Source organism: Janthinobacterium sp. BHSEK, from assembly GCF_056174685.1.
This window is the reverse complement of sequence record NZ_JBWBYV010000012.1, coordinates 68,240-93,164: the sequence shown is the minus strand read 5'-3', so window position 1 is coordinate 93,164 and position 24,925 is coordinate 68,240. Positions and strand designations below refer to the sequence as shown.

General features: G+C 62.8%; 29 protein-coding genes. 22 read left to right on the top strand and 7 right to left on the bottom strand.

Annotated elements, in window-relative coordinates; genetic code table 11:
* The first annotated feature begins 8 nt into the window (after positions 1-8).
* The 6 genes from tssA to AC0V2Y_RS05075 all read left to right on the top strand — a co-directional run bounded on the left by tssA (position 9) and on the right by AC0V2Y_RS05075 (position 6,585).
* Positions 9-1,043, top strand: coding sequence for a type VI secretion system protein TssA (gene tssA / locus AC0V2Y_RS05100; protein WP_475415419.1), 1,035 nt, complete (start codon positions 9-11; stop codon positions 1,041-1,043).
* A 33-nt stretch (positions 1,044-1,076) separates the two neighbouring features.
* Positions 1,077-1,886 carry a substrate-binding periplasmic protein gene (locus tag AC0V2Y_RS05095; RefSeq protein ID WP_475415418.1) on the top strand — a complete coding sequence of 270 codons (810 nt, stop codon included), beginning with the start codon at positions 1,077-1,079 and terminating at the stop codon, positions 1,884-1,886.
* Positions 1,887-1,935: 49 nt separating this feature from the next.
* Positions 1,936-2,448, top strand: coding sequence for a lipocalin family protein (locus tag AC0V2Y_RS05090; RefSeq protein ID WP_475415417.1), 513 nt, complete (start codon positions 1,936-1,938; stop codon positions 2,446-2,448).
* A 264-nt stretch (positions 2,449-2,712) separates the two neighbouring features.
* The gene (locus AC0V2Y_RS05085; RefSeq protein ID WP_475415416.1) at positions 2,713-4,476 is read left to right on the top strand and encodes a methyl-accepting chemotaxis protein; all 1,764 of its coding nucleotides are present in this window, start codon (positions 2,713-2,715) and stop codon (positions 4,474-4,476) included.
* Positions 4,477-4,618: 142 nt separating this feature from the next.
* The gene (locus AC0V2Y_RS05080) at positions 4,619-5,314 is read left to right on the top strand and encodes a tRNA-uridine aminocarboxypropyltransferase (protein WP_475415415.1); all 696 of its coding nucleotides are present in this window, start codon (positions 4,619-4,621) and stop codon (positions 5,312-5,314) included.
* An 80-nt stretch (positions 5,315-5,394) separates the two neighbouring features.
* Complete coding sequence (locus AC0V2Y_RS05075) at positions 5,395-6,585, top strand: PA0069 family radical SAM protein (RefSeq protein WP_475415414.1); 1,191 nt, start codon at positions 5,395-5,397, stop codon at positions 6,583-6,585.
* Here the strand turns inward: AC0V2Y_RS05075 and AC0V2Y_RS05070 are convergent.
* Positions 6,582-7,241 carry a gamma-glutamylcyclotransferase gene (locus AC0V2Y_RS05070; protein WP_475415413.1) on the bottom strand — a complete coding sequence of 220 codons (660 nt, stop codon included), beginning with the start codon at positions 7,239-7,241 and terminating at the stop codon, positions 6,582-6,584. The two genes, AC0V2Y_RS05075 and AC0V2Y_RS05070, sit on opposite strands and share 4 nt — an antisense overlap.
* A gap of 28 nt (positions 7,242-7,269) precedes the next feature.
* Positions 7,270-8,226, bottom strand: a complete 957-nt coding sequence (locus AC0V2Y_RS05065; protein WP_475415412.1) for a LysR family transcriptional regulator — start codon at positions 8,224-8,226, stop codon at positions 7,270-7,272.
* 126 nt (positions 8,227-8,352) lie between these two features.
* Between AC0V2Y_RS05065 and AC0V2Y_RS05060 the strand changes: the two genes are divergently transcribed.
* From AC0V2Y_RS05060 to AC0V2Y_RS04990, 15 genes are all read left to right on the top strand, one after another.
* Positions 8,353-8,886, top strand: coding sequence for a VOC family protein (locus AC0V2Y_RS05060; RefSeq protein ID WP_092710160.1), 534 nt, complete (start codon positions 8,353-8,355; stop codon positions 8,884-8,886).
* Between the two features lie 48 nt (positions 8,887-8,934).
* A complete protein-coding gene (locus tag AC0V2Y_RS05055) occupies positions 8,935-9,969 on the top strand; it encodes a fumarylacetoacetate hydrolase family protein (RefSeq protein ID WP_475415411.1) in 1,035 nt (344 codons plus the stop codon).
* A 15-nt stretch (positions 9,970-9,984) separates the two neighbouring features.
* Positions 9,985-10,635 (top strand): maleylacetoacetate isomerase, encoded by a 651-nt coding sequence (maiA, locus tag AC0V2Y_RS05050; RefSeq protein ID WP_475415410.1) that lies wholly within the window; start codon positions 9,985-9,987, stop codon positions 10,633-10,635.
* 140 nt (positions 10,636-10,775) lie between these two features.
* The gene (locus AC0V2Y_RS05045) at positions 10,776-11,555 is read left to right on the top strand and encodes a uracil-DNA glycosylase family protein (RefSeq protein WP_475415409.1); all 780 of its coding nucleotides are present in this window, start codon (positions 10,776-10,778) and stop codon (positions 11,553-11,555) included.
* 38 nt (positions 11,556-11,593) lie between these two features.
* On the top strand, positions 11,594-12,145 hold the full coding sequence (locus AC0V2Y_RS05040; RefSeq protein WP_475415408.1) for an NADAR family protein: 552 nt from the start codon (positions 11,594-11,596) through the stop codon (positions 12,143-12,145).
* Positions 12,146-12,334: 189 nt separating this feature from the next.
* The gene (iscR, locus tag AC0V2Y_RS05035) at positions 12,335-12,811 is read left to right on the top strand and encodes a Fe-S cluster assembly transcriptional regulator IscR (protein ID WP_034779566.1); all 477 of its coding nucleotides are present in this window, start codon (positions 12,335-12,337) and stop codon (positions 12,809-12,811) included.
* A 40-nt stretch (positions 12,812-12,851) separates the two neighbouring features.
* Positions 12,852-14,108, top strand: a complete 1,257-nt coding sequence (locus AC0V2Y_RS05030) for an IscS subfamily cysteine desulfurase (protein ID WP_070288779.1) — start codon at positions 12,852-12,854, stop codon at positions 14,106-14,108.
* A gap of 55 nt (positions 14,109-14,163) precedes the next feature.
* Positions 14,164-14,553 carry a Fe-S cluster assembly scaffold IscU gene (iscU, locus tag AC0V2Y_RS05025; RefSeq protein ID WP_034779562.1) on the top strand — a complete coding sequence of 130 codons (390 nt, stop codon included), beginning with the start codon at positions 14,164-14,166 and terminating at the stop codon, positions 14,551-14,553.
* A gap of 51 nt (positions 14,554-14,604) precedes the next feature.
* Complete coding sequence (gene iscA / locus AC0V2Y_RS05020) at positions 14,605-14,925, top strand: iron-sulfur cluster assembly protein IscA (protein ID WP_034750079.1); 321 nt, start codon at positions 14,605-14,607, stop codon at positions 14,923-14,925.
* 66 nt (positions 14,926-14,991) lie between these two features.
* Positions 14,992-15,507 (top strand): Fe-S protein assembly co-chaperone HscB, encoded by a 516-nt coding sequence (hscB, locus tag AC0V2Y_RS05015; RefSeq protein ID WP_475415407.1) that lies wholly within the window; start codon positions 14,992-14,994, stop codon positions 15,505-15,507.
* 108 nt (positions 15,508-15,615) lie between these two features.
* Positions 15,616-17,496, top strand: a complete 1,881-nt coding sequence (gene hscA, locus AC0V2Y_RS05010) for a Fe-S protein assembly chaperone HscA (RefSeq protein ID WP_475415406.1) — start codon at positions 15,616-15,618, stop codon at positions 17,494-17,496.
* Between the two features lie 71 nt (positions 17,497-17,567).
* Positions 17,568-17,909 (top strand): ISC system 2Fe-2S type ferredoxin, encoded by a 342-nt coding sequence (gene fdx, locus AC0V2Y_RS05005; protein ID WP_070311300.1) that lies wholly within the window; start codon positions 17,568-17,570, stop codon positions 17,907-17,909.
* 1 nt (position 17,910) lies between these two features.
* Entirely contained in the window at positions 17,911-18,105 is a 195-nt protein-coding gene (gene iscX / locus AC0V2Y_RS05000; RefSeq protein ID WP_070288776.1) for a Fe-S cluster assembly protein IscX, read from the top strand.
* Positions 18,092-19,009, top strand: coding sequence for a class I SAM-dependent methyltransferase (locus AC0V2Y_RS04995; protein WP_070311301.1), 918 nt, complete (start codon positions 18,092-18,094; stop codon positions 19,007-19,009). The genes iscX and AC0V2Y_RS04995 overlap by 14 nt, the downstream gene beginning before the upstream one ends.
* Positions 19,010-19,186: 177 nt before the next feature.
* Positions 19,187-19,945, top strand: coding sequence for an rRNA pseudouridine synthase (locus tag AC0V2Y_RS04990; protein WP_475415405.1), 759 nt, complete (start codon positions 19,187-19,189; stop codon positions 19,943-19,945).
* Here the strand turns inward: AC0V2Y_RS04990 and AC0V2Y_RS04985 are convergent.
* The 5 genes from AC0V2Y_RS04985 to AC0V2Y_RS04965 all read right to left on the bottom strand — a co-directional run bounded on the left by AC0V2Y_RS04985 (position 19,942) and on the right by AC0V2Y_RS04965 (position 22,697).
* The gene (locus AC0V2Y_RS04985) at positions 19,942-20,370 is read right to left on the bottom strand and encodes a group III truncated hemoglobin (RefSeq protein WP_475415404.1); all 429 of its coding nucleotides are present in this window, start codon (positions 20,368-20,370) and stop codon (positions 19,942-19,944) included. The two genes, AC0V2Y_RS04990 and AC0V2Y_RS04985, sit on opposite strands and share 4 nt — an antisense overlap.
* A gap of 63 nt (positions 20,371-20,433) precedes the next feature.
* Positions 20,434-20,970 carry an RDD family protein gene (locus AC0V2Y_RS04980; protein ID WP_475415403.1) on the bottom strand — a complete coding sequence of 179 codons (537 nt, stop codon included), beginning with the start codon at positions 20,968-20,970 and terminating at the stop codon, positions 20,434-20,436.
* Positions 20,960-21,727 carry a DUF3106 domain-containing protein gene (locus AC0V2Y_RS04975; protein WP_475415402.1) on the bottom strand — a complete coding sequence of 256 codons (768 nt, stop codon included), beginning with the start codon at positions 21,725-21,727 and terminating at the stop codon, positions 20,960-20,962. The genes AC0V2Y_RS04980 and AC0V2Y_RS04975 overlap by 11 nt, the downstream gene beginning before the upstream one ends.
* Positions 21,727-22,131: a DUF3619 family protein gene (locus tag AC0V2Y_RS04970; RefSeq protein ID WP_475415401.1), complete on the bottom strand. Its 405-nt coding sequence runs from the start codon at positions 22,129-22,131 to the stop codon at positions 21,727-21,729. The genes AC0V2Y_RS04975 and AC0V2Y_RS04970 overlap by 1 nt, the downstream gene beginning before the upstream one ends.
* Positions 22,128-22,697, bottom strand: coding sequence for an RNA polymerase sigma factor (locus AC0V2Y_RS04965; protein WP_475415400.1), 570 nt, complete (start codon positions 22,695-22,697; stop codon positions 22,128-22,130). The genes AC0V2Y_RS04970 and AC0V2Y_RS04965 overlap by 4 nt, the downstream gene beginning before the upstream one ends.
* A 496-nt stretch (positions 22,698-23,193) precedes the next feature.
* On the opposite strand from AC0V2Y_RS04965, the gene AC0V2Y_RS04960 reads away from it, so the two are divergent.
* The gene (locus AC0V2Y_RS04960; RefSeq protein WP_475415399.1) at positions 23,194-24,924 is read left to right on the top strand and encodes an acetolactate synthase 3 catalytic subunit; all 1,731 of its coding nucleotides are present in this window, start codon (positions 23,194-23,196) and stop codon (positions 24,922-24,924) included.
* Position 24,925: the final 1 nt, after the last annotated feature.

The window sequence follows — 24,925 nt, the reverse complement described above, 5'->3', positions numbered from 1 at the left end:
AGAGCGCCATGTTCAACCTGGAGCAGTTGCTGCACCCCGTCAGCGCCGTCAGCCCCTGCGGCGAAGACATCACCTTCAGCCAGGAGCTCGACGCCATCGCGCGCGCGCGCCAGTACGACGACCCGAGCCTGGACCAGGGCGAGTGGGTGACGGCGCTGAAGGAAGCCGACTGGCCTTTCGTGGCGACGCGCTGCGAACAGCTGATCGCCACGCACAGCAAGGATTTGCGCGTGGCCGTGTGGCTGGCCGAGGCGCACGCGAAAACGCGCCATTTCCGCGGCTTGGGCGACGGCTACGCGCTGCTGGCCGGCCTGTGCGAGCGCTATTGGGATGGCTTGTATCCGCCGGCGGAAGAGGGCGACCAGGAACAGCGCATCGGCAACGTCTTCTGGCTGCTCTCGCGCACGCCGCAGCTGCTGCGCGAGATCCCGCTGACCGAAGGCAGCGATGGCCTGTTCTCGCTGCAGGATTTCGATGCGGCGCGCCAGCGCGCGGCCGCCAGCCTGGCGCAGGGCGCAGCCGATCAGGGCTGGGGCGATGCGCGCCACGACGAAGGGGTGACCCTGGCGCAGATGGAGGCGGCGCGGCAAAGGAACACGCGCGCCTTTTCCGACGCCTTGCTGGCCGATGCCCAATACTGCATGCAGTCGCTGCTGGCCTTCGAGCGCAGCGTCGATGCGCGCTTCGGCGTCGATGGCCCGAGTTTTCGCGCCGCGCGCGAAGCGCTGGAAAACGCCATTCATTTCATCGCGCCGCTGTCGCCTGGCGCGGACCTTGCCGGCGCGCCGGCCGCCGGTCAGGGCGCTGACGCAGGTGCAGGCGGGGGCGCCATCGTGCAGCGCCAGCAGGCGCTGGCCCAGCTGCGCCAGGTGGCCGATTTCTTCCGCCGCACGGAGCCGCACAGCCCCGTCGCCTACCTGGCCGACAAGGCCGCCAGCTGGGGCGAGCTGCCGCTGCACCTGTGGCTGCGCGCCGTCGTGAAGGATTCAAGCACCCTGGCGCAGCTCGACGAGATGTTGGGCACGAACGGCGCGAACGGATGATCGGTTTGCGCGCTTCCATGCTAATCTTCCGGCATGTCCAGAATGCTCATCCTGCCTGCCGCGCTATGCCTGTTCATCGCCGCCGGCGCGCGGGCCGAGGGTGCGACGCCGCTGGTGATCTATGGCGACGACGATTATCCGCCGTACTCCTACGTCGAGAACGGCCGGCTGAAGGGCATCTACACGGAGATCGTGCGCGAAGCCGTGCAATCGATGCCGCAATACGCGGTGCAGCTGCGCCCCGTGCCCTGGAAACGGGGCGTGCTGATGCTGCAGACGGGCGAGGCGTTTGCCCTGTATCCGCCGTATTCGTGGCGCAGTGAGCGGCCGTACGTGCGCTATTCCGTGCCGCTGCTGATGGAGCAGCTGGTGGTGCTGTGCAACCAGGACGTGCTGGCGAAACGCGCGCTGCGGCAGTGGCCCGCCGATTACGGCGGCCTGCACATCGGCGTGAACGCGGGTTTTTTGCTGGGCGATGCGAAGCAGACGGCAGCCCTGCAAGCGGCCAACATCGTGTTCGATACGGCCAAGGGCACGCGCACGAATCTGCTCAAGCTGATACGCGGGCGTATCGATTGCTATGTCAGCGACCGCCTGTCGGCGCAGTGGGAATTGCAGCGCATCCGGCGCGAGGGTGCGCCGGGCACGCCGGTGCAGGCGATCCAGGCGATACAGGAAACCGCGCAGCTGGCCAGCCAGCAGGGGCACCTGGGTGTGACGGAGCGCCGGCCCGCCGCCTACCCGTACCGCGATGATTTTATCGAACAATTCAATGCCGCCATTGTGCGCATGCAAGCCAGTGGCGCGATCCGCCGCATCGTCGACCGCGCGTTGCTGCCCTGACCTTGCTGCCCAGAAACTGCTACCTTGATTTCATTCGTTGGAGAAGACCATGAAAAAACTGTTGTTCCTGTGTGTGCTCGTGCTGGCCGGCTGCGTGGGCCGGCCCGAGAATATTGTACCTGTCAGCAACTTCGACACGACCCGCTATCTGGGCAAATGGTACGAGATCGCGCGCCTCGACCATTCGTTCGAACGGGGCCTGAGCCATGTGACGGCCGACTACAGCCTGCGCCAGGATGGCGGCCTGAAAGTGCTCAACCGGGGCTACCAGGATGCGGACGCGAAGTGGAAGGAAGCGGAAGGCAAGGCGTATTTCGTCGACAAGAAAGACGTGGGTTACCTGAAGGTGTCGTTTTTCGGCCCCTTCTATGGTGCCTATATCGTGTTTGATTTGGACCAGCAAGAATACAGCTATTCCATGATCAGCGGCCCCGACAAGTCCTACTTCTGGTTGCTGTCGCGCACGCCCAGCATGGATCCTGCCTTGCAGCAGCGCCTGATCGAGAAAGCACGGGGGCTGGGTTTCGATACGTCAAAATTGATCTACGTGAAGCAAAACTGACCTTGCTTGCCTGCCGCCCGTTCGTGGCGGCAAAGCACCTTCTGGTTGTTGCTTTTCTGCATGTTATTTCTTGCAATACCATCCTGATTCACTCACAATCTGCTCCAAAGTGGTGCGCTGCGGCGTGCTGCCATTCTGGTGACGCGCCTACCGTTGCGTCGCCGCTCGTGATTGCCGCACGGCGGATGCCTGCTATAGTGATTTGTAGCAGTAAGTCGGTTTCGTGGCGTCTGTGCATTGTTTTCTTCAGATAGGAATCACGCAATGAAAAACCTCAAAATCGGCGTACGACTCGGTGGCGGTTTCGCTGCCGTCCTGCTCCTGTTGACGACCCTGACCGTGGTGGGCATCGTGCAGATGCAAAGCGCCAGCAAGGAAACCGATGCGCTCGTCAACGTCAAGGTGCGCAACGAGCGCCTGATCGGTGAATGGACCAAGGTCATCGAGGTGAACGCGGCGCGCACGGCGGCCGCCTGGAAAGTCAGCGATCCCGAACACCAGAAGCAGTTTGAAAAGGAAATGGCGGTCTCGTCATCGCGTGCCACGGAAATCCAGGACGCGATCGGCAAGAGCGAGCTGAACGCTGAAGAGCAATCGCTGTACCAGGAGGTGCTGAGCACGCGCAAGGCCTACACGGAAGTGCGCAAGAATGTGTTCAAGGCCAAGAATGCGGGCGACCTGGAACTGGGCAAGCGCCTGTACGAAGGCGACATGGCCGCCAAGCGCGACGTCTACCTGGCGGCGCTGAAGAAGCTGGAATTGCTGGAAGCCAAATTGCTCGATGAAACGGCCGCGCAAATCCGTTCGCGCTACGAAAACGGCCGCTTGCTGCTGATCTCGCTGGGCGTGGTTGCCATCTTGCTGGGCATCGCCTGCGCGTACTGGATCACGCGCTCGATCACGCGTCCCATCACGCGCGCCGTCGAGGTGGCGCAAGCCGTTTCCGCTGGCGACCTGACCAGCCATATCGTGGTGGAAAGCCGCGATGAGACGGGGCAGCTGATGCACGCGCTGAAAAATATGAACGATAAACTGGTCAGTATTGTCGGCCAGGTGCGCGCCGGCACTGAATCCATCAGCACGGCGTCGAGCGAAATTGCGGCCGGCAACCTGGATTTGTCGTCCCGCACGGAAGAGCAGGCCAGTTCGCTGGAAGAGACGGCGTCATCCATGGAAGAGCTCACTTCCACCGTGAAACTCAATGCCGACAATGCGCGCAGCGCCAACCAACTGGCCATCGACGCCTCGCAGATCGCCAGCAAGGGCGGGGTGGTGGTGTCGGAAGTGGTCAGCACCATGGGCTCGATCAACGATTCCTCGCGCAAGATCGTCGATATCATCAGCGTCATCGACGCCATCGCCTTCCAGACGAATATCCTGGCATTGAACGCGGCCGTGGAGGCGGCCAGGGCCGGCGAGCAGGGCCGTGGTTTTGCCGTCGTCGCTTCCGAAGTGCGCAACCTGGCGCAACGATCGAGCGCGGCGGCCAAGGAAATCAAGGGCTTGATCGACGATTCCGTGCAAAAGGTCGAGGCCGGTTCGCAACTGGTGGACAAGGCGGGCCGCACCATGGATGAAATCGTGCAAAGCATCAGCCATGTGACGCAGATCATGAACCAGATCACCGACGCCAGCGATGAGCAGCGCGCCGGCATCGAGCAAGTCAACCAGGCCATCGGCCAGATGGACCAGGTGACGCAGCAAAACGCGGCCCTGGTGGAAGAAGCGGCCGCCGCGGCCGAATCCATGCAGGAACAGGCGGCCAAGCTGGCCGACGTGGTGGGCGTGTTCAAGCTCGATGCCACGCAGCAATATGTCTCGGCCAGCGTATCCGCCCGTCCCGCCGCAGCCACCGTCGTCAAGCCTGCCGCACGGCGCACGGTCACCGCTTCTGCGCGCACCTCCGCGTCGACGTTCGTCGCCCACTCTGCCAGCGGCCCAGCCAAGGCCGCAAAACCGGACACGACGCCCGCCAGCAAGCCGCGCGCACCGGTCGCTTCCGGCGCCGATGAGTGGGAAGAGTTTTAATCCGTTGTTTTAATCCGTTGTTTCAGGCCTTTCCAAGCAGTTTTTGGCAGTTGTTTTAACCGGCCCTTCACACGGCCATTCCCGCTGGCATGGCGTGGGCGCTACAATCGCGGCTTGAAGACAGCCGCGAACGCGCTCCGCCATGACCACCCGCCGTACCTCCAGCACTAGCTCCAGTCATCCCTCAGCATCGTCCTCCCTGGCGGAGCCGGCCAAACGCGCACGTTGCCCGGTCTGCCTGCGCGCCGCAGCCAGCTGCATCTGCCGCTGGATCGCTCCCGTTGCCCACGCCGTGGAAGTGCTGATCCTCCAGCATCCGCTGGAAGTCCACAACGCCAAGGGCAGCGCCCGCTTGCTGCACCTGAGCTTGCCCAACAGCCGCCTGCTGACGGGCGAACAGTTTGCCCCGGAGGCGCTCGCCGAATTGCTGGCCGGCAAGCACAATGTGCTGCTGTACCCGGATACGCCCGGCGACCGTTCGCTGGGCATCGCGCCGCCGCCAGCGCTCGACCCCGCCATCTTGCTCGATCCCGCCCGGTTGGCGACCCAATTGCGGCTGGTGGTGCTCGATGCCACCTGGCGCAAGAGCCGTAAGATGCTGTACTTGAATCCTTCGTTGCAACAGCTGCCGCGCCTGCCGCTGCGCGATACGCCCGCCTCCCATTATCTGATCCGCAAGGCGCACGCGCCAGACCAGTTATCGACCCTGGAAGCGACGTGTTATGCCCTGATGCAGTTGGAGCAGGACGTCCCCCGCTTCGTTCCCCTGATCGCGGCATTCGACGGCTTTGTCGCGCAGCAGTTGAGTTATGTCATGCTGCACGGCGAAAAAGCTTGAAACGACAGCACGGCAGCCCTTGATCTTGGCCGCACAGCGGCATAGTATACTGTACGTATATACAGTTGATGGGGCCGTTCATGAAAGCAATCATTCCAGAGCACGATGACAGCTTCGCCGGGCAAGCCATGTTGCCGCCGCAATCGCTGAAAGCGCACAAGGGGCGCGGGGCCGTCTCGAACCTGCAGGGGCGCCACGAGACGCATGCGCGCGCCGGTTTCGACGATGGCTGGAGCGTGGGCGGCCTGGATGAGCCAGGCGGGGAGGAGAGCACGCCGACCTGGAAGACGCAGGTCAGCGACGAGCAGGCGCGCACCATCCTCACGCGCAACGCTTCGCCCGATTTGCCGTTCAACGTGTCGTTGAACCCGTACCGGGGTTGCGAACATGGCTGTATATATTGCTTTGCGCGTCCCACGCACAGCTACCTGGGCCTGTCGCCGGGCCTGGACTTCGAAAGCCGCATCTACGCCAAGGTGAACGCCCCCGAACTGTTGCGGCGTGAACTGGCCAAGCCGTCGTATGTGCCCGAACCGATCGCCCTGGGCGTCAATACGGATGCGTATCAGCCCTGCGAACGGGAACGGCAGTTGACGCGGCGCGTGCTGGAAGTGCTGCACGAGTGCGATCATCCCGTGGCGCTGATCACGAAATCGTCGCTGATCGAGCGCGATATCGACATCCTGGCGCCCATGGCGGCCAGGCGCCTGGCCGCCGTGGCCGTCACTGTCACGACGCTCGACCCGGCCATCGCGCGCACCCTGGAACCGCGCGCGGCCGCACCGGCGCGGCGATTGCGCACCATCCGCACCCTGACGGAGGCGGGCATTCCCGTGGGCGTGAGCATTGCGCCCATCATTCCTTTCGTGACGGAGCCGGAAATCGAGCAGCTGCTCGAAGCCGTGCGCGACGCGGGCGCCATCCACGCCCATTACGTGGTGCTGCGCCTGCCGTGGGAAGTGAGTCCATTGTTCCAGCAATGGCTGGAAGCGCACTTTCCTGAACGGGCTCAGCGGGTGATGAACCGCGTGCGCGAAATGCGTGGCGGCAAGGACTACGACAGCGCGTTCGGCGCGCGCATGCGGGGCGAAGGCGTGTGGGCCGATCTCATCCGCCAGCGCTTTGAAAAGGCCGTGCATCGGCTGGGGCTGCATGGCAAGGGCGGGCGCTTCAAGCAGCTCGATTGCACGCAGTTCCGCCGCCCGCTGGTGGTGCCGCCGCTGGGCGCAAACGTAAAAAAAGGCAATGCGGGGCAGCTGGATCTGTTTTAAGTTAAACCAGCGTCAGCGCTGATGCCGCAGGGGTGTGCCGCGGCGCTGTCCTGGCTATGTGCCTGGAGCTGCGTCAGGTGTTGCTCGATGGCAAAGACATGCGGATCGCTCTTGCCCAGTTCGCGCAGGGCGTTGGCCAGGTGCAGCAGGTATTCGCTGTTCGGACCGCTGGGACCGTTTGATCGGGCGATCTGGCGCGCGATATCCAGTTCCGATGCGGCACCGAGGAAGGCGGCGTTTTCCTCGTTGGCGATGTACACCAGGCCTTCGACCTTGCTGCCATCGTCGAAGGTGATCTCGGTGGCCAGGCGCAGGTAGCCGTTCTTTTCGCGGTGGTCGAGGTGGGCGAAGACTTCGGGCGTGATCAGATACGCCATGCCGTCGCACACGGCGCCCGCCTGCGGCACGATGGTAGCGACCCGGCCCGGCGCCATCGGCGTGCCCCGGTGGTCGTGCGAACCTTGCCAGAAGCGCCGCGTCCAGCCTGCGATGCTGGCGGGACGCCGTTCGATATAGGGGAAGTCCGCCTTGTAGATCAGCGAGCCATAGCCGAACAGCCAGACCTGCGCATGGCCGTCGAATTTGTTCATGCGCTGGTTGATGGCGATGGTGGCGGCGTCGGTGGGCGACAGGTCGTGCTGGTCAGGCTGGGTCATGGCGTTAGCGGCAAGGGGCGATGCGCCATTATAAAGGGCCGCCGGCCGGCAGCGTGTCGCGGGCTGCGGGCCCGCCCGCGCCCACATTCCACTCGTGCGTCTCGACGAAGCGGAACAGGAATGCCATGAAGCTTTCGGCCGCCGGCGACAGCGAACGGCCCGTCTTCGTGTAGACGAAAAAGCGTCGCGTCAGTTCCGGCTCGTGCAGGGCGCGCATCTGCAATTTGTAGAGTTTGACCATCGGCTCCGCGTAGGGCAGGCAGACCGTGATGCCCAGGTTGGCGCTGACCATGGCCAGCGCCGTCGTCATGAAGGTCACTTCATTGTAGGGGTTGAGCGACAGCTCGCGAAACGCGCCGTGCATGTCGCGCAGCAAACGCTCCGTGAACTGGCCCTGCAGCGAAATGAACGGGTAGTCGCCCACGTCGGCCCAGGTCACGCGCTCTTTCTGTTGCAGCGGATGCTGCTCGGGGAAGACCAGCACGAAGGGCATTTCGAACAGCACTTGCGCGGCGATTTCCGCCGTCGGGTCGCGCTCGGGGCCGATGCCGAAATCGACTTCGCCGCTGAAGACGCGCGCCGACACGTTTTCCACGGGGCAATCGACCAGGCGCAATTGTACGTCCGGGTGCGCCTGGCGGTAGGCGGCGATCACTTCCGGCAGCAGGGTGCAGGCCATCATCTGCGGCGCGGCGATGCGCACCAGGCCGGTCTTCAGGGCCTTGCGCTGGGCGATGCCGGCCATGGCGCCGTCGAGGTCCTCGATCATCTTTTCAAACAGCGGATACAGTTCGCGGCCGATTTCCGACAGCTGCGTCTTGCGCGTGCTGCGCTCGACCACGCGCACGCCCAGCACGCTTTCCAGTTCCTTGATCAAGCCGCTCAAGGCCGATTGCGTCACGTGCAGGTATTCGGCGGCCAGGGTAAAACTGCCGGTCTTGGCCAGCGCCACGAAGGCGCGCATTTGCCGCAGGCTGGGACTCATAAGATAATCCGATAAATCAATGGTTAAAAATTGTTTGTATGATAGCTGTAACTCGATTCTAATGGTGAAAAGCTGAAAAACAGGCCAGCCATCGCGCCCCGGGCGCCATCCATTGGAGACAAGCACATGAAGATCAAGCAAATCCACCACGTTGCCTACCGCTGCATCGACGCGAAGAAAACCGTCGAGTGGTACGTCAAGCATTTGAACATGAATTTCGTCCTCGCCATCGCCGAAGACCTGGTGCCGTCGACCAAGGCGCCGGACCCGTACATGCACGTCTTCCTCGACGCGGGCCAGGGCAATGTGCTGGCCTTCTTCGAGCTGCCGACGCAGCCGCCGATGGACCGCGACCGCAATACCCCGGCCTGGGTGCAGCACCTGGCGCTGGAAGTGGGCAGCATGGAAGAACTGCTGGCCGCCAAGGAGCGTCTGGTGGCCGGCGGCATCGAGGTGCTGGGCCCCGTCAATCACGCCATCTTCCAGTCGATCTATTTCTTCGACCCGAACGGCCACCGCCTGGAACTGGCGGCCAACGTGGGCACGCCCGAGATGATGGCCAAACTGGACGCCGTCAAATGGGAAATGCTGGAAGAATGGTCGCAGACGCGCCGCGCACCGAAGCACGCCGCCTGGATGCATGCGCCAGCCGACGCCTGAGCGCCGCACACGGCATCCATCTGAACCCTACGCCTAACAAGGAATACCATGAAACTCGCAACCCTGAAAAACGGCAGCCGCGACGGCGCCCTGATCCTCGTCAGCCGCGACCTGCGCCAGTACCAGCGCGTGGCCGCCATCGCTCCCACCCTGCAGGCGGCGCTCGACAACTGGGACGCCGTGGCGCCGAAGCTGGAACAAGCCTACGCCGACCTGAACGCGGGCCGGGCGCCGGACGCGCAGCCGTTTGACGCCAATCTGTGCCACTCGCCGCTGCCGCGCGCCTACCAGTGGGCCGACGGTTCCGCCTACATCAACCACGTGGAACTGGTGCGCAAGGCGCGCAACGCGGAAGTGCCGGCCTCGTTCTACACGGACCCGCTGATGTACCAGGGCGGCTCCGACAGCTTCATCGGCCCGCGCGATCCCATCTTCGCCCTGTCGGAAGAGTGGGGCATCGACCTGGAGGCGGAAGTGGCGGTGATTACGGGCGACGTGGCCATGGGCGCCGGCGTGGCCGACGCGGCGCAAGCGATCCGCCTGGTGATGCTGGTCAACGATGTCTCCTTGCGCAACCTGATCCCGGGCGAACTGGCCAAGGGCTTCGGTTTCTTCCAGTCGAAGGCGGCCAGCGCGTTTTCGCCCGTCGCCGTCACGCCCGATGAGCTGGGTGCCGACTGGGCGGACAGCAAATTGCACCTGCCGCTGCTGGTGGACCTGAACGACAAGCCGTTCGGTAAACCAAATGCGGGCGAAGACATGACCTTCAATTTTGCGCAGCTCGTCGCCCATGCGGCGAAGACGCGCGAACTGGGCGCCGGCAGCATCGTCGGCTCGGGCACCGTGTCGAACAAGCAGGGCAACCTGTTCGGTTCCAGCATCGAGAACGGCGGCGTGGGTTACTGCTGCCTGGCCGAAGTGCGCATGTATGAAACCATCGAACATGGCGCGCCCAAGACGGCGTACCTGAAGTTCGGCGACACGGTGCGCATCGAAATGCGCGACGCGGCCGGCGCCAGCATCTTCGGCAGCATCGAGCAGGCGGTCGCGCTGTATGTTGGCAACAGCGCCGGCCGCGCCTGAGGGGGAGGCCGCGCCATGAAGCTGTACACCTATTTCCGCAGTTCGGCCGCCTACCGCGTGCGCATCGCCCTCAATTTGAAGGGCATCGCCTACGACAGCATCCCGGTGCACCTGCTGCAGGACGGCGGCCAGCAGCTGCTGCCGGCCTACCGCGCCGTCAATCCGTCGGCGCTGGTGCCGGCGCTCGATGACGAGGGCGCCATCCTGACGCAGTCGCTGGCCATGCTCGAGTATCTCGACGAGACGCGGCCAGCCGTGCCGCTGCTGCCTGCGGATGCGCTGGGACGCGCCCGCGTGCGCGCGCTGGCGCTGGCGATCGCCTGCGACGCCCATCCGCTGACGAATCTGCGCGTGCTGAAATACCTGAAAAACACCCTGGGGCTGTCGGACGAGGCCAAGCAGGAATGGTACCGCCACTGGATGGCCGAGGGACTGGCGGCCGTGGAAGCGCTGCTGGCGCAGGGCGACCCGGCCGGAACGGGCCTGTTCTGCCATGGCGACAGCCCCACGATGGCCGACTGCTGCCTGGTGCCGCAGGTATTCAATGCGCAGCGCTTCGCCATCGACCTGGCGCCGTACCCGCGCGTGGCGCGCATCCACGCGCATTGCGCCGGCTTGCCGGCCTTTGCCGCCGCGCATCCGTCGCAGCAGCCTGACGCCGAGTAAGTTTGAGCCGCATCAAACGTAAGCCGCCCCGGTCAGCATGCAGACCGGGGCTTTTTTATGCGGAATTGATTTTGGGCAGTCAATACCCGCTTGCCGGTGCGCTACAATTTGCGTTTGCCCAAATATTTTACTGACGCGCCATGACCGCAACAACCGTTCCTGCCAGCATCACCGATGCCCTGTCCCTGGCGCATGCTTCCTGGCGTCCCATCCTGCTGCGCGGCTTGCAGGCCGTGATGGCGGCCGATCCCGCCTACCTGCCGGCGCTGGCCGTCGACGATTACCTGCCCACGCAGGGCCGGCTGTTCGCCGCCTTTGCCCTGCCGCTGGCGCAGGTGCGCTACGTGCTGGTGGGCGAGGGGCCGTATCCGCGCGCCGACAGCGCCACGGGCGTGTGCTTCATGGATGGCGCCGTCGGCAGCCTGTGGTCGGCGACGGGCCTGTCGAAGCCCGTCAACCGCGCCACCTCCCTGCGCAACTTCATGAAGATGCTGCTGGTGGCCGATGGCCAACTGCTGGGCGGAGATACTTCCGGCGTGGCCATGGCGCCCGTGGCGGCGGCCGCGCTGCAAGCCGGCAGCGGCGTCATCCAGACCCTGCCCGATTTGCAGCGCAAGATGACGGAGCAGGGTTTCTTGCTGCTCAACGCGGCGCTGGTATTCCGTGCCCACGTGCCGCCCGTGCAGGATGCGCGCGGCTGGCTGCCCTTCCTGCAGGTGGTGCTGGAAGCGCTGGCGCAGCAGGGCGGGGCGGCCTTGCCGCAACTGGTCTTGTGGGGCAAGATTGCCGAGCTCATCAAACGCTTGCCGGTGGCCGCAGCCTTGCCGCAGGTGACGGCGGAACATCCGTATAATCTGTCCTTTATCGGCAACAGCGACATGCAGGCCCTGTTTGGCCCGATGCAGCTGTTGCGTGCTTGAGCTTGAATCATCGCCTGTCTGGCGGAAGTGCGGGGAATATGCAAATCAGTAACGTGGAAGAATTGAAGGCGTGGATCGCGGCGGGCGGCGAGCCCGACTATCTGTATTTCTGGGGCCACACGCCGGCGCAGCCGCAGGTGCCCGACAAAAGCTGCTTCAGCCAGTGGTTTCCCTCGCCATTCAGCCTGGCCGGCGTGACGTACGCCACGGCCGAGCACTACATGATGGCGCAAAAGGCGGCCCTGTTTGGCGACACGGCCGTGCAGGCGCGCATCGTGGCGGCCGCACGGCCGTCGGAAGTGAAGAAGCTGGGGCGCGAAGTGGCCAATTTTGACGCCAGGGTGTGGGAGGCGGCGCGCGCGGGCATCGTCTTCGATGGCAACTTTGCCAAGTTCTCGCAAAAAGCCGCGCTGCGCAAGTTTTTGCTGGGCACGGGCGAGCGCGTCATCATCGAAGCGAGCCCCGTCGACCGCATCTGGGGCGTGGGCCTGGCGTCGGACAATCCGCGCATCGGCGATCCGGCCCGCTGGGACGGCTTGAACCTGCTGGGGTTTGAGTTAATGAAAGTACGTAGCGCTCTGCGTGCCTGAGCAGTATTGTTGTTTTCCTGATGCCGCCGCGCCTGGCGCGGCCGGCCATGCCCCTTCCAGCCCTGTGGTCATCGAGGGGCGCTCTGACAAACCCCGCCGAATTTGTTATACTTGACTAAATCATTCAACTACTCGGGGTTTGAGAAGTTGAAAAACCGCAATATTTTAAACCAGTTGACCAGAGGATGTATGCGTCTGACTACAAAAGGCCGTTTTGCCGTGACAGCGATGATCGATCTTGCCCTGCGCCAGGGCAAGGGACCGGTCACCTTGTCCGGCATCAGCCAGCGCCAGTCGATTTCCCTGTCCTACCTGGAGCAGCTGTTCGGCAAGCTGCGCCGCCATGAGATCGTCGAATCGATCCGCGGTCCCGGCGGCGGCTACAGCCTGGCGCGCCGTGCCGACAAGGTGACGGTGGCCGACATCATCATCGCCGTCGACGAGCCGCTCGATGCCACGCAGTGCGGCGGCAAGGAACATTGCCACGGCGCCGACGCGGCCACGGGGGCGCGCTGCATGACGCATGAATTGTGGTCCACGCTCAACGAAAAAATGGTCGATTATCTGGATTCTGTGTCCTTGCAGGACCTGGTCGACCAGCAGAGACAAAAGATTGCCGAACAAAGCGTGATGGTGATGCACCGTAACCACGCCGCCCTCGGTTGAACATAACAAAATACCAAGTTGCTGATTGCAGGAGTTATTGATGAACGCCCCAGAAAAAAACGTAGGCCAAGTGCACTTTGAAACCGCACCGCATTTCCCGATCTACATGGATTACTCGGCCACCACGCCGATCGATCCACGCGTCGCCGACAAGATGATTCCCTACCTGCGCGAGCAGTTCGGCAATCCGGCCTCGCGCAGCCACATGTACGGCTGGACGGCGGAAAAAGCCGTGGAAGAGGCACGCGGCCACGTGGCGGCCCTGGTGAACGCCGATCCGCGCGAAATCATCTGGACCTCCGGCGCGACGGAAAGCAACAACCTGGCCATCAAGGGCGCTGCGCAGTTCTACAAGACCAAGGGCAAGCACATCATCACCGTCAAGACCGAGCATAAATCGGTGCTCGACACGGTGCGCGAACTGGAACGCATCGGCTTCGAAGCGACCTACCTGGAACCGCAGGACAACGGCCTGATCACCGTCGAGCAGCTGGCCGCGGCCGTGCGCCCGGACACCATCCTCGTGTCGGTGATGCTGGTGAACAACGAAATCGGCGTGATCCAGCCGATCGACGAAATCGGCGTGTTCTGCCGCTCTAAAGGCATCATCTTCCATTGCGACGCCGCGCAAGCGACGGGCAAGGTCGTCATCGACCTGCAAAAGACCAAGGTCGATCTGATGACCTTCACGGCGCACAAAACCTACGGCCCGAAAGGCGTGGGCGCCCTGTACGTCTGCCGCAAGCCGCGCGTGCGCCTGGAAGCGCAGATGCACGGCGGCGGCCATGAGCGCGGCCTGCGCTCGGGCACCTTGCCGACGCACCAGATCGTCGGCATGGGCGAGAGCTTCCGCATCGCCAAGGAAGAAATGGACAGCGAAATCGGCCGCATCAAGGCTTTGCGCGACCGCCTGGCCAAGGGCCTGCAGGAGATCGAAGAAGTCTACATCAACGGCGACATGGATCACCGCGTGCCGCACAACCTGAACGTGAGCTTCAACTACGTCGAAGGCGAGTCGCTGATCATGGCGATCAAGGATATCGCCGTGTCGTCCGGTTCGGCCTGCACCTCGGCCAGCCTGGAACCATCGTACGTGCTGCGCGCCCTGGGCCGCAGCGACGAACTGGCGCACAGCTCGATCCGCTTCACCATCGGCCGCTTCTCGACCGAGGAAGACATCGACTTCGCCGTGAACCTGCTGAAATCGAAAGTACACAAGCTGCGCGAACTGTCGCCGCTGTGGGACATGTTCAAAGAGGGAATCGATATTAACTCCATCCAATGGGCAGCCCACTAACCAACACCGTGGCCCCTGTTGACGGGGCCGGCAAGAATATTAAAGGAGCATCAAAATGGCTTACTCGGACAAAGTACTCGATCACTACGAAAACCCGCGCAACGTGGGCGCTTTCGACAAGGGTGATGAAACCATCGGCACCGGCATGGTAGGCGCGCCTGCCTGCGGCGACGTGATGAAACTGCAGATCAAGGTCGGCGCCGACGGCCTGATCGAAGATGCGAAATTCAAGACCTACGGCTGCGGTTCGGCCATCGCATCGAGCTCGCTGGTGACCGAATGGGTCAAGGGCAAGACCCTGGACCAGGCGCTGGCCATCAAGAACACGCAGATCGCCGAAGAACTGGCCCTGCCGCCAGTGAAGATCCACTGCTCCATCCTGGCGGAAGACGCCATCAAGGCGGCAGTATTGGACTACCAGACCCGCCATCCGGCTGCGGCCTAAGTTTGCATCCTGCCCGGCGCCGCAAGGCGCGGGGCGGGCGCGGAGAAATACATGATCACACTGACCGAAAAAGCGGCGAAACACATCAACCGTTATATCGAACGGCGCGGCAAGGGCATGGGCCTGCGCTTCGGCGTGCGCACCACGGGCTGCTCGGGCCTGGCCTACAAGCTCGAATATGTCGATGAAGCGGCGGCCGAAGACAGCGTCTTCGAATCGCACGGCGTGAAAGTCTTCGTCGATCCGAAAAGCCTGCCTTACATCGACGGCACGGAACTCGATTTCGCGCGCGAAGGCTTGAACGAAGGCTTCAAGTTCCACAATCCGAACGAAAAAGACGCCTGCGGCTGCGGCGAGTCCTTCAGGATTTAAACAGCTGGCAAGACCCCGGTCGGTGCGCTGTACCCATCGATTGCGGTACAGCGACCACTGACAATTATGCAAAACCACTTCGAATTATTCCAGTTGCCGGCGCAGTTCGGGCTCGACATGAGCGCGCTCGACGCGGCCTACCGCGACGTGCAGGGCAAGGTCCACCCGGACCGTTTCATCAACGCCAGCAGCGCCGAGAAGCGCGTGGCGATGCAATGGGCCACGCGCGCCAATGAAGCCTATCAAACCCTGAAAAGCCCGCAAAAGCGCGCGCAATACCTGTGCGAACTGAATGGCGTCGATCTGCAGACGGAATCGAACACGGCCATGCCCGTCAGCTTCCTGATGCAGCAGATGGAATGGCGCGAGGAACTGGGCGATGCGCGCGCGGGCAAGGATGCCGAGGCGCTCGACGCCCTGGACCGCCAGCTGCGCGGCGAACGCAAGGCCCTGCTGGCCCAGGTGGCGACCCAGCTCGATGGCGGCGACTATGTGAATGCCGCGCAAAGCGTGCTCGCCCTGATGTTCCTCGACAAATTCGGCGAGGAAGTCCGTTTTGCCTATGAGGCGATCGAGGTTTGATCGCCGGATAGCTTGACCGGCGTGCCAAGCGCCAGTCTGGCGCGCGTCTTATAATGCGCACCAGGCATCAGCTGCATCACGCAAAAAATTAATCGAGGCACGAATACAATGGCACTTCTGCAAATTTCCGAACCAGGCATGTCGACCGCGCCGCACCAGCACCGTCTGGCCGTCGGCATCGACCTTGGCACCACCAATTCCCTGGTCGCGACCGTGCGCAACAGCATTCCCGAGGTGCTCAACGACGAAGAAGGGCACTCCCTGCTGCCGTCCGTCGTGCGCTACCTGCCGAACGGCCACGCCAACATCGGCTACAAGGCCCTGGCCGCACAGACCACCGACCCGAAGAACACCATCGTCTCCGTCAAACGCTTCATGGGCCGCGGCCTGGCCGACATCGCCTACGCGGAAAACCTGCCCTACGACTTCCAGGATACGCCTGGCATGGTGCAGCTGAAAACCGTGGCCGGCGTGAAAAGCCCCGTCGAAGTGTCGGCGCAAATCCTCGCCACCCTGCGCCAGCGCGCGGAAGACTCGCTGGGCGACGACCTGGTGGGCGCCGTGATTACCGTCCCAGCGTATTTCGACGATGCGCAGCGCCAGGCGACGAAAGATGCGGCCCAGCTGGCCGGCATCAATGTCTTGCGCCTGCTGAGCGAGCCGACGGCCGCCGCCATCGCGTATGGCCTCGATAACGCGTCCGAAGGCGTGTACGCCGTGTATGACCTGGGCGGCGGCACCTTCGATATCTCGATCCTGAAGCTGAGCAAGGGCGTCTTCGAAGTGCTGTCCACGGGCGGCGACTCGGCCCTGGGCGGCGACGATTTCGACCGCCGCCTGTTCTGCTGGATCAGCGAACACGCCAAGCTGGCGCCGCTGTCGGACGAAGACACGGCCATCCTGATGGTAAAGGCGCGCGAGATCAAGGAATTGCTGTCGACCAAGCCGGAAACGACGATCGACGCCAAGCTGAACTCGGGCGAAGAAATCCACCTGCGCATCACGGCGGCCGACTTTGCCGCCATGACGCAGCATCTGGTGGCCAAGACCATGAACGCCATCAAGAAAGCCCTGCGCGACGCGAACGTGGATGCGGACGACGTCGACGGCGTGGTGATGGTGGGCGGCGCCACGCGCATGCCGCACGTGCAGCGCGCCGTGAGCGAATTCTTCCACACGACGCCGCACGCGAATATCGACCCCGATAAGGTGGTGGCGCTGGGCGCGGCCATCCAGGCGAACTTGCTGGCCGGCAACCGCGCCGCCGGCGACGACTGGCTGCTGCTGGACGTGATCCCGCTGTCGCTCGGCATCGAAACCATGGGCGGCCTGGTGGAAAAGATCATCCCCCGCAATTCGACGATACCGTGCGCGCGCGCCCAGGAATTTACGACTTTTAAAGATGGCCAGACGGCCCTGGCCGTGCACGTGCTGCAGGGCGAGCGCGAACTGGTCAGCGATTGCCGCTCGCTGGCGCGTTTTGAATTGCGCGGCATTCCGCCGATGGTGGCGGGCGTCGCGCGCATCCGCATCACCTACCAGGTCGATGCGGACGGCTTGCTGTCCGTCTCGGCGCGCGAACTGCGCTCGGGCGTGGAAGCGTCGATCAGCGTCAAGCCCGCCTACGGCCTGGGCGACGACGACATCGCCCGCATGCTGCAGGATTCGTACACCTCCGCCGACACCGACATGGTGGCGCGCGCGCTGCGCGAAGAGCAGGTGGAAGCGGAACGCATCCTGCTGGCCACGCAGTCGGCGCTGGACGAAGACGGCGGCTTGCTCGACGACGCCGAACGCGCAGCCGTGGATGGCCTGATGCAGAAGGTGCGCGACGCCATTGCGCAATCGCAAAGCGGCGCCATCGACCACCAGGCATTAAAACTGGCGATCGAGGCGCTGGCCGACGGCACCGAGGATTTCGCCTCGCGCCGCATGGACCGCAGCGTGCGCACGGCGCTGACCGGCAAAACGCTGGACCAGGTGGTTTAAAGATAATTGACATGCGCGCCGCAGGCACTCGCCGCGGCCGCGCCCCGAATGACAGACTGAAAGAAGAAACCATGCCACAAATCGTTATCCTGCCGCACGCCAAGCTTTGCCCGGACGGCGCCGTCATCGAAGCACCAAGCGGCAAGTCCATCTGCGACATCCTGCTGGAAAACGACATCGACATCGAGCACGCCTGCGAAAAATCGTGCGCCTGCACCACCTGCCACGTGCTGGTGCGCGAAGGCATCGAATCCCTGAACGAAGCGACGGAACTGGAAGAAGACATGCTGGACAAGGCCTGGGGCCTGGAAGCCGTGTCGCGCCTGTCGTGCCAGTCCATCGTGGCCGAGGCCGACCTCGTCGTCGAAATCCCGAAATACACGATCAACCAGGTCAGCGAAGGCAGTCACTAAGATGAAATGGTCCGACATACACGCGATCGCCGAGGCGTTGTTCGACGCGCATCCGGACATCGACCCGCTGACCGTGCGATTCACCGACCTGCACAACTGGGTGGTGGAACTGGACGGCTTCGACGATGACCACACGCGCGGCGGCGAAAAAGTGCTCGAAGCGATACAGATGGCGTGGATCGATGAAGCGCGCTAAGGGCGCGGCACCCGCCGCCACCGCAGCCGCTGCGCCGAAAGACGTTATCACGGCCGCCAGCAACATGCCCGAGATCAAGGATGGTCAGTCGGTCGCCTTGCTGCAGGAATTGCACATCCTGACGCGCGACGGCAAGATGAACCAGGACAGCCGCCGCAAGCTCAAGCAGGTCTACCACCTGACGCAATTCATCGAGCCGCTGCTGCGCGAGGTGCAACTCGACCATCCCGGCGTATCCTTGGTCGACCACGGCGCCGGCAAGTCCTACCTGGGCTTCATCCTGTACGACCTGTTCTTCAAGAACGGCAACGACGGTTCGCACATCTACGGCATCGAGACGCGCGAAGAGCTGGTGCAGCGTTCGCAAGAGCTGGCGAAGAAGTTCAAGTTCCCCGGCATGTCGTTTTTACCCCTGTCCGTGGCCGAATCGACGGAATCGAACTTGCTGCCGCAGCAGATCGACATCGTCACGGCCTTGCATGCGTGCAACACGGCGACGGACGACGCCATCCACTTCGCCCTGAAGAAAAAGGCGAAGTTCATGGTGCTGGTGCCGTGTTGCCAGGCGGAAGTCGCTTCCGTCCTGAAGAAGAACAAGGGCAAGAGCCTGGGCAAGAACGTCTTGACGGAATTGTGGCGCCACCCGCTGCACACGCGCGAGTTCGGCAGCCAGATCACCAACGTGCTGCGCTGTCTGCAGCTGGAAGCGCACGGCTACCAGGTCAGCGTGACGGAGCTGGTGGGCTGGGAGCATTCGATGAAGAATGAGCTGATCATCGCCAGCTACAAAAACCTGCCGCGCCAGCGTCCGACGGAGCGCCTGCAGGAAGTGCTGCAGACCCTGGGCCTGGAAGAGATGGGCCACCGTTTCTTTGCCGAGGAATTGGCCAAGGCGCAAGCCTGATTGTTGGCTTACGCGGCTAGCCGCTAAGCCAACCTACAAAACCGCACATGGTCGGATAGGTCGGGTAGGTCGGATTAGCGCAGCGTAATCCGACAATCAGCAGCGCGCACCGCAAAAGAGGAGGAGCGGGTCGGTTACAATACCGGCTTTCTCCTCCTCTTGCTTTTGCGCCTCCCCATGACCACACCACACGAAATGCCCACCGTCCGCCTGGCCAAGCGCCTGTCCGAAGACGTGCCCTGCTCGCGCCGCGAGGCCGAGCTGTATATCGAGGGCGGCTGGGTCACGGTCGATGGCGTGCTGGTGGAGGAATCGGGCGCGCGCGTGGCGGATAATCAGGAAGTGGTGCTGTTGCCGAACGCCACCCTCGATGAAATGCCGCCCGTGACGATTCTGCTGCACAAGCCGGCCGGCATCCATGGCGGTATCGGCAGCGAGGGCAAACCCGCATTGAGCTGTTTGCGTCCCGAAGAGATTTTCACGCCGGAGAACGTGGCGCCCAGCTCCGTCACGCGCTTCCTCAAGCGCCATTTGATCGGCCTGACCATCACCAATCCGCTGGAAACCATGGCCTCGGGCTTGCTCGTGTTCACGCAGGATTTCCGCGTGGCCCGCAAGCTCGTCGATGAAGCGAAGACGGTGGAGCAGGAATTCATCGTGGAAGTGTCGGGTGATATCATGGAAAACGGCTTGGCGCTGCTGAATCACGGCTTGCCCTTCAATGGCAAGCCTTTGCCGCCGATCAAGGTGAGCTGGCAGAACGAGACGCGCCTGCGTTTCGCCCTGAAAAACGTGCAGCCGGGCCAGATCGCCCATATGTGCAAGATGGTGGGACTGGACGTCGTCGCCATGAAGCGCTTGCGCATCGGCCGCATCCCGATGGGCGCCATGCCCGTGGGTCAATGGCGTTACCTCCAGGGTTACGAACGATTCTAAAGCTGCGGCGCCACGATGGCGTGGTTTTCCGCAAAGCTTTTCCATAGCCGTTCGGCAATATTCAAGGCGATGGTGTCGGCCTTTTCTTGCAAGGCGGCATTGCCCATGCTTTCGGTGGTGGCGAAGAACAGGGTCAGCCAGCGGCGGAACATGCACGGCGTCAGGTTTTCCATGTTCGCGTGCTGCGCCAGCGGCTTGCCGTGGTAGCGCATGGTGCCGCGCAGCAAGCCGGACCAGAAATCGACCAATGTTGCCAGATGGGCGTCCCAATCCTTGACCTCGGCGGCAAAGATGGGACCCAGCATGGCGTCTTCGCGCGCGGCCGCATAAAAGGTGTGGACGAGGTGCTTGACGTCGTCTTCGCTGCAGACTTCCTCGCGGTAGGGAGCGAAACGTGTGTGGGGGAGGGGGGCGGTATTCTTCATGGCACGCCATGATCGCAGAGCCCCCGTAGCGCTTCAATGACGCAGGTCAAGCCGCATAAAAACTCAGGCGGCGACTTTCTTCGACTTTTTCGCGGGGGCCGGCAATTGCACGATCTGCGTGCCCGCCAGCTTGTCGTGCAGGAATTGTCCATTGCCCGTGAACAGGGCCGTGGCCGACCAGGCCAGGATGCCCGCGCCGATGGCGCCCAGCGCTGTCCAGTGCTGCAAGCCGAATGCATACGACACCAGCAGGGCCGGCAGCAGCCACATCCATGACAGCATGTAGCGGTAGGCGGCCACCCGCAGCGGCACGTGGGCGTGGCCCGGCAGCACGACTTTCAGTCGCCACGTCTTCATGGCCAGGGTTTGCCCTTCGCGGCTCCATTGATGGATGAAATACGCGCCCATGACGAGGAAGGCCAGGCATTGGCGCATGTGTTCCGTCATGGGCGTATGCGCGCACTGCACGGCCAGTTCAAACAGCAGGAAGGGTAAAAAGAGCACGGCCAGGGCCAGCAGCGACTCGTACACCATGGAAATCAGGCGGCGCTTGATCGTGGGATGGGAGGTGATGCTGGCGGCAGGCGCGCTATTTGACATAGTTCGGCAGTGGGGCTGGCGTAACAGGTGGCGTGACGGGCACGGTGGCGGGGACCGCGGCAGGATCCGTGAGCGGCACGGCCGCCGCTGGCGTGGCGGCTGGCGGCAGGACGGGCGCGGCGGCGGCAGGCGCTGGCGGCGTGGCGGGGAGCAGGATGGGGGCCGGCTTGCTCGTATTCGAATTGATCGCCGGCACCTTGCCCAGCGGTTTTTTCGGCACGAGTTCCGTCGCCAGCTTTTTCTTTTGATCTTCCGGCAATTGCTGGTACTGCTCCCATTGCGCGGTTTTTTGACCCGGATCGATCTTCTTCGTGCGCGTATAGTTTTCGCGCACGAGGCGGCGCTGTTCCGGCGTCAGCTTGATCCATTCGCGCATGCGTTCGTGCACGCGGATTTGCTCGTCGGGCGACATGGAGGCGAAGCGGCTGGCGATATCGAGCCATTTCTGCTTGCGCAAGGCTTCCAGCTTGTTCCATTCTCCCGCCAGCGGCTGCAGGGCTTCCTGCTGCACGCGCGACAGCTTGTTCCAGGACGGATTGTCGCTGGCCTTGGGCGTGCCGCCCTTGCCGGCCGTGCGGGGCGAGCCGGGCTTGGCGGCTGAGGCCGGGGCCGGCGCCACCACGGGCGCCGCCGCCACGGGAGGCGCGGCGGGAGCGGGATGTTGCTGCGCGCCTACCCAGGCGGCGCCGGCCAGGGCGCAGGCGCCCAGGCCGATGCCGCCGGCCAGCCAGCCTTTGCGTACGCTCGTGCGTGCCATTATTGCTCGCGTTTCGTCAGGTAGGCGTTGAAGCCATGGTCCATGTACGCGGAGAGCGGCAATTCGTCGGACAGTACGGCGGCGTCGATTTCTGCCAGTTCGGCAATATGTTGTTCCTGCTCAAACTGATAGATGCCCACCAGGCCGCCGACCAGCAGCAGCAGGGGGATGATGACGCTCATGCGGCCCAGCCACGACAGCGGCTCGACGAACAGGCTGCTGGCCACGCCGGCGAACACATTCTGGCGCACGGTGACGGCGGCGGGCGCGTCCGCCTTCTTGCGCGACAGGGCCAGCTTGCGTGCCGCTGCCAGGCGATCGGTGGCCGATGCGGGCAGCTCGTCGAGTTTTTCGTTCAGTGCATGGCGCACTTTGTAAGCGAAATTGAGATCGTCGGTGTTCATAATTTAATTCCCTTGGCTTTCAGCGATTCGGCGAGCGTGTGGGTAGCTCTAGAGCAATGTGTTTTCACGCTACCTTCGGAGCAACCCATCGCTTCCGCTGTTTCAGCCACATCCATGTCCTGCCAATAACGCATGAGGAAGGCTTCGCGTTGACGTGAGGGCAGTTTTTGTACCTCTGCATCAATCAAATCAAGGATTTGCGCGCGTTCGACCTGGTCGGCCGACGATTCGGCGGCGCTGGAGCCCTGTTCCGATTCATAGGTGTCAAGTATATCAAAATCCTCATGCTCGTCGCCCGAGGGCTTCATGCCGGAAAACAGGCTGACCCAGGTGTTGCGAACTTTTTCGCGGCGGAAATAATCGAGTATGGTGTTCTGCAAGATGCGCTGGAACAGCATCGGCAGCTCGGCGGCCGGCTTGTCGCCGTATTTCTCGGCCAGCTTGATCATGGCATCCTGCACGATGTCGAGTGCCGATTCTACCTTGCGGACCGCGTAGGCGGCCTGCTTGAAAGCGCGCCGCTCGACATTTTCTAGAAAGTCGGATAATTCTTTGTCTGTTGCCATGCGGTATGGGGATCTTAGCGGCTGCGGGGTGCGGTGGGCGAATGGGGGGCGGGTATGCTTTTTGCAACCCCGTGCATGCTAGCAAAAAATGTGCGTTTCCGCAGGGTTTTTGCACGTTGTGCGGGCAAAAATGCAGCGAGGCCGACATTTTCCTTGACCATCATGGTGCAACGCGATAACGTATGGGACGCTTTGAACACCCCAAAGCCCTATGGTCAGGTCGCGACCGGCACACAAGGCCATCCGCGGCAAGACGCGCTTTCATTTGTAGGCAGTTTGTTCTAACCCGCGCCACAAGCGCGAGCGGTTCGTACAGGCGCCACAGAAACTCCAGCCAAACGAGTTGCGTTAAGCGTTGTTTTGTAAGGTATCTATGGGTGCCCAAAGAAATTGCGTGACCGCATGAAAAGGGAAGCAGGAGCACTGTTGCGTTAGGCGTACCTCGTCAGGAAAGAACATCCGATCAATCTCCAATGGACCTTGAAAGGAATGTTTCATGAATACCGAAGCAACAGCAGGACCCATTACCGGCGCAGAAATTGTCGTGCGCTGTCTGGCTGAAGAGGGCGTCGAGCACGTCTTTGGATATCCGGGCGGAGCCGTACTCTACATCTACGACGCCATCTTCCAGCAAAACAAATTCCAGCATATCCTGGTACGCCACGAGCAGGCCGCGATCCACGCCGCCGATGCCTATTCGCGCAGCTCGAACAAGGTCGGTGTCGCCATCGTCACGTCCGGTCCGGGCGTCACGAATGCCGTCACGGGCCTGTCGACCGCGTACATGGACTCGATCCCGATGGTGGTGATCTCCGGCCAGGTGCCGAGCCACGCCATCGGCCAGGATGCGTTCCAGGAATGCGACACGGTCGGCATCACGCGCCCCGTGGTCAAGCACAACTTCCTCGTCAAGGACGTCAAGGACCTGGCAGCGACGATCAAGAAAGCGTTCTTCATCGCCCGTACCGGCCGTCCGGGACCCGTGCTGGTCGATATCCCCAAGGATATCAGCATGCACAAATGCAACTTTGACTATCCGAAGGAAGTCGAGATGCGTTCCTACCGTCCCGTCGACAAGGGCCATTCGGGCCAGATCCGCAAGGCCGTGCAGCTGCTGCTGCAAGCTGAACGCCCGATGATCTACACGGGTGGCGGCGTCATCCTGGCAAATGCCTCGGCCGAGCTGAACAAGCTGGTCGACCGCCTGGGTTTCCCGTGCACCAACACCTTGATGGGCCTGGGCGGCTACCGCGCCTCGAGCGAGCAGTATGTCGGCATGCCCGGCATGCACGGCACCTACGAAGCGAACATGGCGATGCAGAATTGCGACGTGCTGATTGCCATCGGCGCCCGTTTCGATGACCGCGTGATCGGCAACCCGAAACATTTCGCCTCGCATCCGCGCAAGATCATCCACGTGGACATCGATCCATCGTCGATTTCCAAGCGCGTCAAGGTCGATATCCCCATTGTCGGCAACGTCAAGGACGTGCTGATCGAGTTCCTCGCGCAACTCGACGCCGCCGAAGCCAAGCCGAACGTCAATGCCTTGAGCAACTGGTGGAAGCAGATCGCCGAATGGCGTGGCCGCGAATGCCTGAAATATCCAACGTCCGACCTGGTCATCAAGCCGCAAGCGGTGGTGGAAAAAGTGTTCCAGATCACCAAGGGCGATGCCTTCATCACGTCCGACGTGGGCCAGCACCAGATGTGGGCCGCGCAATACTATGGCTTCGACAAGCCGCGCCGCTGGATCAATTCCGGCGGCCTGGGCACCATGGGTGTCGGCTTGCCGTACGCCATGGGCGTGCAGATGGCCAATCCGGACGCCACCGTTGCCTGCATCACGGGCGAAGGTTCGATCCAGATGTGCATCCAGGAACTCGCCACGTGCAAGCAGTATCACCTGACGCCGAAGATCATCATGCTCAACAACCGTTTCCTCGGCATGGTGCGCCAGTGGCAGGAAATCGATTACGGTTCGCGCTACTCCGAGTCGTACATGGATTCGCTGCCCGACTTCGAGAAGCTGGCGGAAGCATACGGCCACGTGGGCATGAAAATTGAAAAACCGGGCGACGTCGACGGCGCCCTGAAAGAGGCGTTTGGCATGAAAGACAGGCTGGTATTCATGAACTTCATTACCGACCAGTCTGAAAACGTGTGGCCAATGGTGAAAGCCGGCAAGGGCCTGTCCGAAATGATGCTCGGTTCGGAGGATCTCTAAT

Bases quoted from the DNA above. Each gene is read 5' to 3' on its own strand.
- tssA (WP_475415419.1), top strand. From the start codon at position 9: ATGTTCAACCTGGAGCAGTTGCTGCACCCCGTCAGCGCCGTCAGCCCC.
- AC0V2Y_RS05095 (WP_475415418.1), top strand. From the start codon at position 1,077: ATGTCCAGAATGCTCATCCTGCCTGCCGCGCTATGCCTGTTCATCGCC.
- AC0V2Y_RS05090 (WP_475415417.1), top strand. From the start codon at position 1,936: ATGAAAAAACTGTTGTTCCTGTGTGTGCTCGTGCTGGCCGGCTGCGTG.
- AC0V2Y_RS05085 (WP_475415416.1), top strand. From the start codon at position 2,713: ATGAAAAACCTCAAAATCGGCGTACGACTCGGTGGCGGTTTCGCTGCC.
- AC0V2Y_RS05080 (WP_475415415.1), top strand. From the start codon at position 4,619: ATGACCACCCGCCGTACCTCCAGCACTAGCTCCAGTCATCCCTCAGCA.
- AC0V2Y_RS05075 (WP_475415414.1), top strand. From the start codon at position 5,395: ATGAAAGCAATCATTCCAGAGCACGATGACAGCTTCGCCGGGCAAGCC.
- AC0V2Y_RS05070 (WP_475415413.1), bottom strand. From the start codon at position 7,241: ATGACCCAGCCTGACCAGCACGACCTGTCGCCCACCGACGCCGCCACC.
- AC0V2Y_RS05065 (WP_475415412.1), bottom strand. From the start codon at position 8,226: ATGAGTCCCAGCCTGCGGCAAATGCGCGCCTTCGTGGCGCTGGCCAAG.
- AC0V2Y_RS05060 (WP_092710160.1), top strand. From the start codon at position 8,353: ATGAAGATCAAGCAAATCCACCACGTTGCCTACCGCTGCATCGACGCG.
- AC0V2Y_RS05055 (WP_475415411.1), top strand. From the start codon at position 8,935: ATGAAACTCGCAACCCTGAAAAACGGCAGCCGCGACGGCGCCCTGATC.
- maiA (WP_475415410.1), top strand. From the start codon at position 9,985: ATGAAGCTGTACACCTATTTCCGCAGTTCGGCCGCCTACCGCGTGCGC.
- AC0V2Y_RS05045 (WP_475415409.1), top strand. From the start codon at position 10,776: ATGACCGCAACAACCGTTCCTGCCAGCATCACCGATGCCCTGTCCCTG.
- AC0V2Y_RS05040 (WP_475415408.1), top strand. From the start codon at position 11,594: ATGCAAATCAGTAACGTGGAAGAATTGAAGGCGTGGATCGCGGCGGGC.
- iscR (WP_034779566.1), top strand. From the start codon at position 12,335: ATGCGTCTGACTACAAAAGGCCGTTTTGCCGTGACAGCGATGATCGAT.
- AC0V2Y_RS05030 (WP_070288779.1), top strand. From the start codon at position 12,852: ATGAACGCCCCAGAAAAAAACGTAGGCCAAGTGCACTTTGAAACCGCA.
- iscU (WP_034779562.1), top strand. From the start codon at position 14,164: ATGGCTTACTCGGACAAAGTACTCGATCACTACGAAAACCCGCGCAAC.
- iscA (WP_034750079.1), top strand. From the start codon at position 14,605: ATGATCACACTGACCGAAAAAGCGGCGAAACACATCAACCGTTATATC.
- hscB (WP_475415407.1), top strand. From the start codon at position 14,992: ATGCAAAACCACTTCGAATTATTCCAGTTGCCGGCGCAGTTCGGGCTC.
- hscA (WP_475415406.1), top strand. From the start codon at position 15,616: ATGGCACTTCTGCAAATTTCCGAACCAGGCATGTCGACCGCGCCGCAC.
- fdx (WP_070311300.1), top strand. From the start codon at position 17,568: ATGCCACAAATCGTTATCCTGCCGCACGCCAAGCTTTGCCCGGACGGC.
- iscX (WP_070288776.1), top strand. From the start codon at position 17,911: ATGAAATGGTCCGACATACACGCGATCGCCGAGGCGTTGTTCGACGCG.
- AC0V2Y_RS04995 (WP_070311301.1), top strand. From the start codon at position 18,092: ATGAAGCGCGCTAAGGGCGCGGCACCCGCCGCCACCGCAGCCGCTGCG.
- AC0V2Y_RS04990 (WP_475415405.1), top strand. From the start codon at position 19,187: ATGACCACACCACACGAAATGCCCACCGTCCGCCTGGCCAAGCGCCTG.
- AC0V2Y_RS04985 (WP_475415404.1), bottom strand. From the start codon at position 20,370: ATGAAGAATACCGCCCCCCTCCCCCACACACGTTTCGCTCCCTACCGC.
- AC0V2Y_RS04980 (WP_475415403.1), bottom strand. From the start codon at position 20,970: ATGTCAAATAGCGCGCCTGCCGCCAGCATCACCTCCCATCCCACGATC.
- AC0V2Y_RS04975 (WP_475415402.1), bottom strand. From the start codon at position 21,727: ATGGCACGCACGAGCGTACGCAAAGGCTGGCTGGCCGGCGGCATCGGC.
- AC0V2Y_RS04970 (WP_475415401.1), bottom strand. From the start codon at position 22,131: ATGAACACCGACGATCTCAATTTCGCTTACAAAGTGCGCCATGCACTG.
- AC0V2Y_RS04965 (WP_475415400.1), bottom strand. From the start codon at position 22,697: ATGGCAACAGACAAAGAATTATCCGACTTTCTAGAAAATGTCGAGCGG.
- AC0V2Y_RS04960 (WP_475415399.1), top strand. From the start codon at position 23,194: ATGAATACCGAAGCAACAGCAGGACCCATTACCGGCGCAGAAATTGTC.